Raw genomic sequence first — 10,755 nt, 5'->3', positions numbered from 1 at the left:
AATTGAAAACCCAACGTCCCACCAAGCAGGCGGTCCACCGATCCGCCGTGATCGACATTGGGTCCAACTCGGTCCGCATCGTCGTCTATGAAGGACCGGCGCGCGCGCCCGCGGTGATCTTCAACGAAAAGGTCGCCGCCGGCCTCGGCCGCGGGCTCGCCGTCGACGGCCGCATCGCGGTCGAAGACGCCGAACGCGGCCTTGTCGCTCTGCGCCGCTACGCGTTGCTGGCCAAGCATATGGACGTGATGGACGTGCAATGCGTCGCGACCGCCGCCGTGCGCGATGCAGCGAACGGTCCCGAGTTCATAGCCGCGGCCGCAGAAGCGGGGCTCGAAATCAGGCTATTGTCGGGTGAAGAGGAGGCCGAGGCGGCGGGCTATGGCGTGCTTGCTGCGATCCCCGATGCGCACGGCATCGCCGTCGACCTGGGCGGCGGCAGCCTTGAACTCGCTGAGGTATCAGACGGGAAGGTCGGCCGCCGCGCCTCGTTCCCCCTCGGCGTGCTCCGCCTGCCCGCGCTGCGCGCCGATGGCGAACAGGCCTTCGAACGCGCGATCCGCAAGATGCTCCGCGACGCGGACTGGCCGGGCAAAGGGCTGACCGGCTTGCCGCTCTACCTTGTCGGCGGCTCGTGGCGCGCGCTCTCGCGCCTCGACCTCGAACTGACGCGCGATCCGCTCGCGGTGCTCGACCAGCATAATCTGCCGCGCAGCGCGCTGCGCCGCTTGGTCCGCGCGTCGAAGCGGCTAAGTTTCGAGGAATTGCGCGCAATTCCAGGCATGGCGTCGAACCGCGCCGCGGCCTTGCCCGACGCTGCGGCGCTGCTTGCGGCGCTCGTCAACATCCTCGATGTCCCCGAAATGACCGTGTCGTCGTCGGGACTTCGTGAAGGACTGCTCTATCAGGCGCTCGATGCCGAGACGCGCGCGCAGGACCCGCTGATCGTCGCCGCCGAATTCGAGGGGCGTCGGCTGGCGCGCTTTGCGCCGCACGGCCGTGCAATCGCCGAATGGATCGCGCCGCTGTTCGCCGACGAGGCGCCCGCAGACAGCCGCGTCCGCCTTGCCGCCAGCTTGCTGAGCGATGTCGCCTGGTCGGCGAACCCCGATTTCCGCGCCGAACGCGGTACTGAGATCGGTCTGCACGGCAACTGGCGCAGCATCGACATTCCGGGGCGCATCCTGCTCGCGCGCGCGCTTTACGCGGGCTTTGGCGGCGCGGACGCCGAATTTCCCGCAATGGGCACACTCGTGTCGCCCGAGCGATTGGCGCGCGCGCGGCAATGGGGTCTTGCGATCCGCCTAGCGCAGCGGCTGACCGGCGGGGTCGAGGCGCCGCTGAAGGCGAGCGGCGTCGCGCTCGTCGACGGCAAGCTAAGGCTATGCCTCGCGACGGGCTGGCATCAACTGGCGGGCGAATCGGTCGAGCGCCGCCTGCGCGTTCTCGCACAGTCGTTCGACGCGAAACCGGAGCTTGTGCTGCTTTAGATTTCTATCGCGGCGTTGGGGTCGATTTCGCTCATCACCAGCTTGCCGTTGACGACGGCAAAGCCCATCCGGCCCTCGACGAGGTCGAGCGCGGCGTGGCCAAACACGTCGTAGCGCCAACCCTGCATCATCTGGATACCCTCGCGCGCACCCGCGGCGAGCGCTTCGAGATCGTCGCTGCGCGCGATCAGCCGCGCCGCGACATTCAATTCGCGTGCGCGAATTTTGAGCAGTAATTTCAGAAGGTCGGCAACCAACGTGCCTTCCTTGCCGAGCCCCGGACCGCGCGGTGCGCGCTCGGGCATGTCGTCCTTCGACATCGGCTTGGCATTGGCGATCGCGTCCATCAACCGGCCGCCGATATCGTTGGTCCGCCATGTCGCCGACAGGCCGCGAACGCGCCCCAGCCCGTCTTGATCCTTCGGCGGATGCGCGGCGAGGTCGGCGAGCGTTTCGTCCTTGACGATCCGGCCGCGCGGCAGGTTCTTCGTGCGTGCCTCGCGCTCGCGCCATGCGGCGAGCGACTGCAACCGGCCGAGCACGTCGAGTTTGCGCGTCGGGATTTTGATCCGCTGCCACGCATTTTCGGGATCGACGCTGTAATTGGCGGGGTCGGCGAGCTTTTCCATTTCCTCGTCGAGCCAATGACCGCGGCCGGTCTTGATTAGCTTGTCGAGCATCATCGGGAAAATCTTCGCCAGGTGCGTCACGTCGCCGACGGCGTAGTCGATCTGACGCTTGTCGAGCGGGCGGCGGCTCCAGTCGGTGAAGCGCGCGCCCTTGTCGAGTTGCAGCCCGATCCATGCCTCGACGAGGTTCGAATAGCCGACCTGTTCGGCCTGACCGAGCGCCATCTGGCCGATCTGCGTGTCGAAGATCGGATGCGGCGTCTTGCCGGTCAGGTTGAAGATGATTTCGACATCCTGTCCGCCCGCATGGAAGACCTTCAGCATGTCTTCATTATCGACGAGCAGGTCGAGCAGGGGCTTCAAGTCAATTCCTGGCGCCATCGGGTCGATCGCCGCGGCATGGTCGCGGTCGGCCACCTGGATCAGGCAAAGCTCTGGCCAGAAAGTGTTTTCACGCATGAATTCGGTATCGACCGCGATGAAATCGCTGCCCCGAATGAGGGCGCAGAATTCGACGAGCGCGGCGTTGGTTTCGATCAACGGATGGACTTGCATAGCGCGCCTATACAGCTAGTTGAGACGAACGGGCAGGAAAAATTGTCCGTGCTCTTCGGGTCGCGGAGCCGGAATGCCGGCAGCCAAAAAAACGGCGGAAAAAGTCGAAGGGAATATGGGCATGATGTGGCTGGGTTGGGCGCTCGCCGCGCTCGGGTTTGCGTTGCTTTTGGGGCAATATGCCGCGGGGCAGGCGGATATCTTTCTGTCGATAGCCAATCCGCGGCCGCTCGACGAAGAATCGATGGTCGTGACGCTGAAAGGCTGGGGGTTCGCTGCCCAGGCCGCGCGGCCGTTCGTGACCCCCGAATCCGATCATGGTCTTTGCGACGTGCGGGTGTTCGCCACGCGGCGCCAGATGCTGGTCGCGATCGTGACCTTCGGTTTCCTGCGCCCCGTGACGGTCGCGTGGCGTGCGCACGCCGGCATCCCACCGCTGGGAGACGCGTGATGCCGATCGTCAGACTGGGTGACGAAGGCCGTTGGACCAATTATCACGGCACAGGCACCTGCGAAGGAGCGACCCGGTTCGCCTTGCGCAGCGGCGACGCCGAGCGCGGGCGCGACGAGATCGCGATTGCCGCAGAATCGGTGCAGGACTGGCTTGCGCAGGCTAAATTGGCCAAGCGCCGCGTCCGCCCGCTCGGCGCGGGCTGGTCGCCGTCGAACGTCAATATCAGCTCGCAAAGCTGGCTGCTCCACACGCGCCGCTTCAACCGTTGCTTCCGGATCGGCGCGGGCGACGTCCGCCCCGGTGTCGATGCGGGCGCGTTGATGCTCGTCGAGGCGGGCGCGCTGGTTGACGAGATTTCGGACAAGTTCGAGGAACAGGGCCGTTCGCTGTGGACCAGCGGCGCGGGCAACGGGCAGACGTTCGCGGGGGCCGCGGCAACCGGCACCCATGGCTCGATGATCGCGCGCGGCGGTATCCAGGACCATATCCGCGCGGTGCAGATCGTCACGCCCGCCGGCATTCACTGGATAGAGCCGGCCGCGGGTGTGATGAGCGACGCCTTCATTGCCGCGACGGGCTCAGTGGCGCTACGCGACGATGAGGTTTTTGCAGCGGCGCAGCTTCCCGTTGGGTCGGTCGGCATCGTTACTGCGCTCGTGGTCGACAGCGTGCCGAAATTCCTCGTCCGCCCGATCCAGAATCTCCGCAAGGTCGATCGCGCCGCGCTCGACTGGCTCGCCGCCGGCGATTTCCGGCGCTTCTCGGCCGCATACGCGCTCGATCGAGACCCCGATTTCGTCCAGATGATCGTCAATCCGTACAAGCCGTTCAAACGGCCGGCGATGCTGCGCTTCCTGTATCGCGAACCTTGGCGCGACGATTATCCCCGCGCCACGCCGGGCCAGCTCGGCGCGGGTTATGACGCGCTCAGCCTGCTCGGCCGGTTGCTCAATGATTATCCGTGGGCGCGGGGGCCGCTTCTCCAGTTCGCGATGAAGCAGGGCTATGCCAGCGGGCCCGACGTCGATGACCCGCCGGTCTATGGCAGCTGGGGCGAGGGGCTCGACACGCACCGGCCGCTCGCCGGCCTGTTCAACGCTTCGGTCACCATCGACCGCGCCGACCTCGCGCGCGCGTTCGAGCGCATCTGCGCCGTTTACGCCAAACATGGCGGCTCCACCGTGGTCACGGTGCGCTTCATGGAGCGCGCGCAGGGTCTGCTCGCCCCCGCGCGCTTCACGCATAATGCTGTGATCGATTTCGACGGGCCGCGCAGCCGGCGCACCGCCGACGCCTATGCCCGCGTTGTCGAATGCCTCGATGCCGAGGGCATCGGCTTCACCCGCCACTGGGCCAAAAATTGCCACCTCGACGCCGCGCGCGTCGCCGCCGACTATGGCGAGGATTTCCGACGCTGGCGGGCGGCGCAGGGCCGGCTGCTTCCCGATCCGGCGCATCGCGCGCTGTTCGGCAGCGAGGTGCTCGACAACCTCGGCCTGACCCGTTGATTTACGCCCTCCACCCTTGACAAATGGCGCGCCGCATTGCCTTAGGCGCGGCCATATCGGCGCGTTTTCCTGCGCGCCTCTCCGGACATTTGAAAGACGAACATAATGCACGCCTATCGCACCCACACATGCGCAGATCTTCGCGCCGCCAACGTCGGTGAGGAAGTCCGTCTTTCGGGCTGGGTGCATCGCACGCGCGAGCATGCGAATGTGCTCTTCGTCGATCTTCGCGACCATTATGGGATTACCCAGATCGTGGTGGAAACCGGTTCGGACCTCTATCCCACCGTCAACGCACTGGGCCCCGAGTCCGTTCTGACCTTCACGGGCAAGGTCGCCGCGCGCTCGCCCGAGACGCTCAACCCGAAGCTGGCGACCGGCGAGATCGAAATCTATCCGAGCGCGGTGACGGTGCAGTCGGCCGCCGATCGCCTGCCGCTGCCGGTGTTCGGCGATACCGAATATCCCGAGGAAATCCGCCTCACCAACCGTTTCCTCGATCTGCGCCGCGAGCGGCTGCACAAGAATATCGTGCTGCGCTCGAACGTGATCTCGTCGCTGCGCCGCCGGATGATCGATCAGGGGTTCACTGAATTCCAGACGCCGATCCTGACCGCGAGCAGCCCCGAAGGTGCGCGCGACTATCTGGTGCCCAGCCGCGTCCATCCCGGCAAATTCTACGCGCTGCCGCAGGCGCCGCAGATGTTCAAGCAGCTGCTGATGGTCGCGGGCTTCGACCGCTATTTCCAGATTGCGCCCTGCTTCCGCGACGAGGATGCGCGCGCCGACCGTTCGCCCGGCGAATTCTACCAGCTCGATTTCGAGATGAGCTTCGTCACGCAGGACGATGTTTTCAACGCGATCGAGCCCGTCCTGCACGGCGTGTTCGAGGAATTCGCCGATTTCGACGGCAAGGGCCGCAGCGTGTCGCCGTTGCCGTTCAAGCGCATCCCGTACCGCGAATCGATGCTGAAATATGGCAGCGACAAGCCCGACCTGCGCAACCCGCTGCTCGTCCATGATGTCGGCGATTTCTTCAAGGGATCGGGCTTCGGCCGCTTTGCATCGATGGTCGAGGAAGGCCAGGTTGTCCGTGCCGTCGCCGCCCCCGAAACGCACGAGAAGAGCCGCAAATTCTTCGACGAGATGAACAGCTGGGCGCAGTCGGAAGGTTTTCCCGGCCTCGGCTATGCGACGCAGAAGGATGGCGTGTTCGGCGGTCCGATCGCCAACAACCATGGCCAGGACGGCATGAAGGCGATCGCCGACGCGATGGGGCTGGGCCCGAACGACGGCATCTTCTTTGCTGCGGGCGCCGAGGCGAAGGCCGCGAAGCTCGCCGGCCTTGCACGCACGCGCGTCGCCGACCAGCTTGACCTCATCGACAAGAGCCGCTTCGAATTCTGCTGGATCGTCGACTTCCCGATGTTCGAGGCCGACGAGGAAACCGGCAAGATCGACTTCAGCCACAATCCCTTCTCTATGCCGCAGGGCGAGATGGACGCGCTGGCGACCAAGGACCCGCTCGATATCCTTGCCTATCAATATGACATCGTCTGCAACGGCGTCGAACTGTCGTCGGGCGCGATCCGCAACCATCGGCCGGACATCATGTACAAGGCGTTCGAAATCGCGGGTTATAGCCAAGCCGATGTCGATGCGAACTTCAGCGGCATGATCAACGCGTTCAAATTCGGGGCGCCGCCGCATGGCGGATCGGCACCGGGCGTCGACCGCATCGTGATGCTGCTCGCGGATGAGCCGAACATTCGCGAAGTCATCGTCTTCCCGATGACCCAGAAGGCCGAGGATCTGATGATGAACGCGCCAGCGCCGGTCAGCGAAAAACAGCTCAAGGAACTCGGCATCCGCATCGTCGACGGCCCAAAGAGCTAAGGCGTGAGCGAACCCCGGGAGCACCGGCTGGGAACGCCGGAGGGCGATATCTGCTGGTTCGAATGGGGTGAGCGGGGCGAGGGGGCTTCGCTGCTCCTGCTGCATGCGACGGGATTTCACGCGCGCCTGTGGGATCAGGTCGTTGCGGCGCTGCCTGCCGATACGCATATCATCGCGCCCGACCATCGCGGCCATGGCCGCAGTTTCCGCCCGGCGACACTCGCCAACTGGGCGGCGACCGCCGACGTGCTGCTGCCGCTGCTCGACGGGCTCGGCGGCCATCCGCTTGTCGGCTGCGGGCACAGCATGGGCGCCTATATCCTGACGCGACTCGCATCACAGCGCCCGGCCGCCTTCGCCCATCTTGTCCTGATCGATCCGGTGATCATGGACCCCGCTTTTTACGAGGAAGAGGCGGCCAGGCCGATCCCCGATCCAGCCGAGCATCCTGTCGCGCGCCGTCGCAATGGCTGGTCGAGCGTAGAGGAGATGCGTGCCCGTTTTGCCGAACGGCCGCCCTATGCGAACTGGGATCCGCGCGTCCTTGCCGATTACTGCACCCATGGCCTTGTCCCCGCTGCGGACGGCGAGGGACTGGAGCTCGCCTGTCCTCCGGCGCTTGAGGCGTCGGTCTATCAAAATGCGCTGCGTACCAACCCGCATGAATGGCTTCACTATCTCACGGTTCCCTCCACGGTGATCCGCGCACCGACCGGCGAACGTGGCGGGCCGCTCGATTTTTCGCTGAGTCCGACCTGGACCGGCCTCGGTATGGCGATCGGCGCGGAGCGCGACGAACTATGGGCCGACCAAAGCCATTTTATACCGATGGAGGCGCCAGCGCGCGTCGCCGCGCTGCTCGCCGAGCATCTTTGATTCCGCCGATAAGAAAGCCGGCGCACCCTGTGCCAGAAAATGACATCGCCGCATCGTCCGCTTGGTAGGACGCTTTCTCTTGGCTAGGATAACCCGATGAGCATCTCCCTTTCCGACTATGAAGCCGGCGCCAAATATGACGGCGACTATTCCGACGCCATTGCGGCGCTCGAGGATCGGCTCGAACGGCTGCAGGCCGCGCACATCACCCGCGGGCAGCGCAGCATCATCATGTTCGAAGGCTGGGACGCGGCGGGGAAGGGCGGGATCATCCAGCGGCTGACCGCGTCGCTCGACCCGCGCTATTTCGAAGTATGGCCGATCAGCGCGCCGAGCGACGAGGAAAAGGCGCGGCATTTCCTGTGGCGTTTCTGGAAGCGCCTGCCCGGCAACCGCGAAATATCGATCTTCGACCGCAGCTGGTACGGCCGCGTACTGGTCGAGCGCGTCGAAGGCTTCGCCACCGAGGCCGAGTGGCGCAAGGGCTATGATGAAATCAACGAGTTTGAGGCGCAGCTGACCGGCAATCGCACCAACCTCGTCAAACTCTTCATCCATGTGACGCAGGACGAACAGGACAAGCGGTTTGCCGACCGGCTCGACAATCCGTGGAAGCGCTGGAAAACCGGCACCGAAGATTATCGCAACCGGGCGAAGCGCAAGGATTATCTGGCCGCGATGGACGAGATGTTCGCGCAGACGAATACACGCTGGGCGCCGTGGAAAGTGATCGACGGCAACAACAAGAAGGCGGCGCGCATCGCTGCACTGACGCATATTATCGAAACGCTCGAAGCCGCTGTGCCAATGACGCCGCCCGATCTGGACCCCGCGGTCGTCAAACTCGCGAGCAAGGCCTTCGGCTACAAGCCCAAAGACTAGGTTTTTCGGCCTCCTTGGCTAGCAATCGGGCGCCCCAGCCGCTACATGCGAATGATGAGCCGCGCCAAAAGAACCGATGACTGGGGTTTTCCCCGCTGGCGCCCCTATGGATCGAGCACCGAGGCGCAGAAGGTGCGCCTTTGCGATCGCCACGGCTGCACCAACCCCGGCAATTGCCCCGCGCCGAAATCGCCGAACAGCCCCGAGCGCTGGTATTTCTGCGAAACCCACGCCGCCGAATATAACCGCGGCTGGGATTATTTCGAAGGATTGAGCGCCGAAGATGCGGCGGCGCGGGCGGCCGATGAAACGCGCGACGCCGGAGCCTATGCAAAGGCGCAGCATTACGCGTGGGGCGGATCGGGCGACGGCACCCGCAGCGCCGACGAAATGCGCGCGCTCGAAATTCTCGACCTCGAACCCGACGCCGATTTCGAGGCGACGAAAAAGGCGTGGCGCAATCTCGCCAAGGAAACCCACCCCGACGTGAAACCCGGCGATGCCGACGCGGCGAAGCGCTTTGCCGCAGGGCAGGCGGCGTTCGAGGTGCTGAAGCAGGCCGAAGAACGCAAGAGCTGGAAGCCGGCTTAGCGGTTTTGCGCTGACGGCTGCTAGCGACCGATAGTTGCCGTTGAAGGATTTGCTCTCTCCCCTTCAGGGGAGAGATAAGAAGGCTTGCCGGTTTTACCGGCTAGCCGCAGTTGAGAGGGGCTTGAACTGCTTCCGCCCCCTCTCCCAACCCTCTCCCCTGAACGGGAGAGGGCTACGTCCGCTCACCACCCCAAAGCCGACGTATCGACCCTATTTATACACACACGCATCCAGCCCGTCGCGCCCAACCACGCCGATGCGCGCGCGGATCGTATTGCCGTAGCGGCGCGTGAAGCCCGACGGGCTCACGGCCTCGCGTTTCTTGGGCAGCGGCAGGATCGCGGCGATGCGTCCCGCCTCGGCGGGGGTCAGCTTGCCCGCGCCATGCTTGAAATAGCGCTGCGCCCCCGCCTCGACGCCATAGGTGCCGATGCCGGTCTCGGCGACATTGAGATAGACCTCCATGATCCGGCGCTTGCCCCAGATTTTTTCGATCAGGAAGGTGAACCACACTTCGGGCACCTTGCGGACATAGCGGGTCCAGCCGGTTCCTTGCCACAGGAAGACATTTTTCGCGCTCTGCTGGCTGATCGTCGATCCGCCGCGCATGCGCTTGCCCTGAGCGTTTCGCTCGATCGCCTGTTCGATCGCGTCACGGTCGAAGCCGTCGTGGCTGCAGAATTTGCCGTCCTCGGCCGCGATTACAGCGCGGACCATGTTGCGGTCGATGCCCGACAAAGCCGTCCAGTCCTTGGTGATCCCATTGCTGTCCGCCAGCATTGTGAAGGTCACGGGCGGCGGCACGACGGCATAGAGCAGCACCCACAGCACCGAGGCGATGATGAACCAGAACAGCCATTTGAACGGCCGAAGATACCAGGGGAGCTTGCGCTTCTTCGCGCGGGGAGGAGTTGCCATGCGGGCAAATTAGCCGCTTGCCACCGAGTGGCAAGCGGCTGTTTAGGGAAAAATCAGGCCCCGACCAACCGCCGGTCGCCCGCCAGCTTCAGCATCGCCTTTTGCAGCTTTTCAAACGCGCGCACTTCGATCTGGCGGACGCGTTCGCGGCTGACGTCGTAAACCTGGCTCAGGTCTTCGAGCGTCTTGGGATCGTCGGTCAGGCGACGTTCGGTCAGGATGTGGCGTTCGCGCTCGTTGAGCGATTCGAGCGCCTCATTGAGCAGGGAATGGCGCACGTCGCGCTCCTGCGCTTCGGCGACGCGTTCGTCCTGCAGCGGGCCCTCGTCGCCGAGCAGATCCTGCCACTGGCTGTCGCCATCCTCGCCCATCGGCACGTTCAGCGAAGTGTCGCCGCCCATCGACATGCGACGGTTCATGCTGATGACTTCTTCTTCGGTGACGCCCAGGTCGGTCGCGATCTTGGTCAGATTTTCGGGCGACAGGTCGCCGTCTTCGAAAGCCGCCAGGTTGTTCTTCATCCGGCGGAGGTTGAAGAACAGCTTCTTCTGCGCTGCAGTGGTGCCCATTTTGACGAGGCTCCAAGAGCGCAGGATGAATTCCTGGATAGAGGCGCGGATCCACCACATTGCATAGGTCGCGAGGCGGAAGCCGCGTTCAGGGTCGAATTTTTTCACGCCCTGCATCAGGCCGATATTGCCTTCGCTGATCAGCTCGCTGACCGGCAAGCCATAGCCGCGGTAACCCATCGCGATTTTCGCGACGAGGCGGAGGTGCGAAGTGACGAGCTGCGCCGCAGCCTCATTGTCGCCATGCTCCTGGAATCGCTTCGCGAGCATATATTCCTGCTCGGGGGTGAGCAGGGGGAATTTGCGGATTTCGGCCAGATAGCGGTTCAGGCTCGCCTCACCGCCGAGCGCTGGAACCGTGGCCGGAACATTGCTTTTGTTAGCCAT

10 protein-coding genes are annotated in these 10,755 nt (G+C 64.4%); 7 read left to right on the top strand and 3 right to left on the bottom strand.

The genetic code is table 11. The features are described from left to right. Positions 1-2: 2 nt before the first annotated feature. A complete protein-coding gene (locus SKP52_RS12415; RefSeq protein ID WP_039575107.1) occupies positions 3-1,490 on the top strand; it encodes a Ppx/GppA family phosphatase in 1,488 nt (495 codons plus the stop codon). On the opposite strand, the gene rnd is transcribed toward SKP52_RS12415, so the two are convergent. Then, entirely contained in the window at positions 1,487-2,674 is a 1,188-nt protein-coding gene (rnd, locus tag SKP52_RS12410) for a ribonuclease D (protein WP_039575105.1), read from the bottom strand. The genes SKP52_RS12415 and rnd overlap by 4 nt on opposite strands. Before the next feature lie 121 nt (positions 2,675-2,795). On the opposite strand from rnd, the gene SKP52_RS26495 reads away from it, so the two are divergent. The 6 genes from SKP52_RS26495 to SKP52_RS12380 all read left to right on the top strand — a co-directional run bounded on the left by SKP52_RS26495 (position 2,796) and on the right by SKP52_RS12380 (position 8,881). Beyond that, the gene (locus SKP52_RS26495) at positions 2,796-3,125 is read left to right on the top strand and encodes a hypothetical protein (protein ID WP_160292410.1); all 330 of its coding nucleotides are present in this window, start codon (positions 2,796-2,798) and stop codon (positions 3,123-3,125) included. Beyond that, a complete protein-coding gene (locus SKP52_RS12400; RefSeq protein WP_039575099.1) occupies positions 3,125-4,636 on the top strand; it encodes an FAD-binding protein in 1,512 nt (503 codons plus the stop codon). The genes SKP52_RS26495 and SKP52_RS12400 overlap by 1 nt, the downstream gene beginning before the upstream one ends. A gap of 105 nt (positions 4,637-4,741) precedes the next feature. After that, positions 4,742-6,532, top strand: coding sequence for an aspartate--tRNA ligase (gene aspS / locus SKP52_RS12395; protein ID WP_039575096.1), 1,791 nt, complete (start codon positions 4,742-4,744; stop codon positions 6,530-6,532). A 3-nt stretch (positions 6,533-6,535) separates the two neighbouring features. After that, entirely contained in the window at positions 6,536-7,408 is an 873-nt protein-coding gene (locus tag SKP52_RS12390) for an alpha/beta fold hydrolase (protein ID WP_039575094.1), read from the top strand. A 96-nt stretch (positions 7,409-7,504) separates the two neighbouring features. After that, positions 7,505-8,290, top strand: coding sequence for a polyphosphate kinase 2 family protein (locus SKP52_RS12385; protein WP_039575091.1), 786 nt, complete (start codon positions 7,505-7,507; stop codon positions 8,288-8,290). Positions 8,291-8,344: 54 nt separating this feature from the next. Then, positions 8,345-8,881 carry a J domain-containing protein gene (locus tag SKP52_RS12380; protein ID WP_039580919.1) on the top strand — a complete coding sequence of 179 codons (537 nt, stop codon included), beginning with the start codon at positions 8,345-8,347 and terminating at the stop codon, positions 8,879-8,881. Between the two features lie 210 nt (positions 8,882-9,091). Here the strand turns inward: SKP52_RS12380 and mtgA are convergent, their stop codons facing one another. Next, entirely contained in the window at positions 9,092-9,799 is a 708-nt protein-coding gene (mtgA, locus tag SKP52_RS12375; protein WP_039575088.1) for a monofunctional biosynthetic peptidoglycan transglycosylase, read from the bottom strand. 53 nt (positions 9,800-9,852) lie between these two features. Then, on the bottom strand, positions 9,853-10,755 hold the full coding sequence (gene rpoH / locus SKP52_RS12370; protein WP_039575085.1) for an RNA polymerase sigma factor RpoH: 903 nt from the start codon (positions 10,753-10,755) through the stop codon (positions 9,853-9,855).

This window comes from Sphingopyxis fribergensis, from assembly GCF_000803645.1.
GTDB classification, from domain to species: domain Bacteria; phylum Pseudomonadota; class Alphaproteobacteria; order Sphingomonadales; family Sphingomonadaceae; genus Sphingopyxis; species Sphingopyxis fribergensis.
This window is presented reverse-complemented; position numbering and strand designations above follow the sequence as displayed.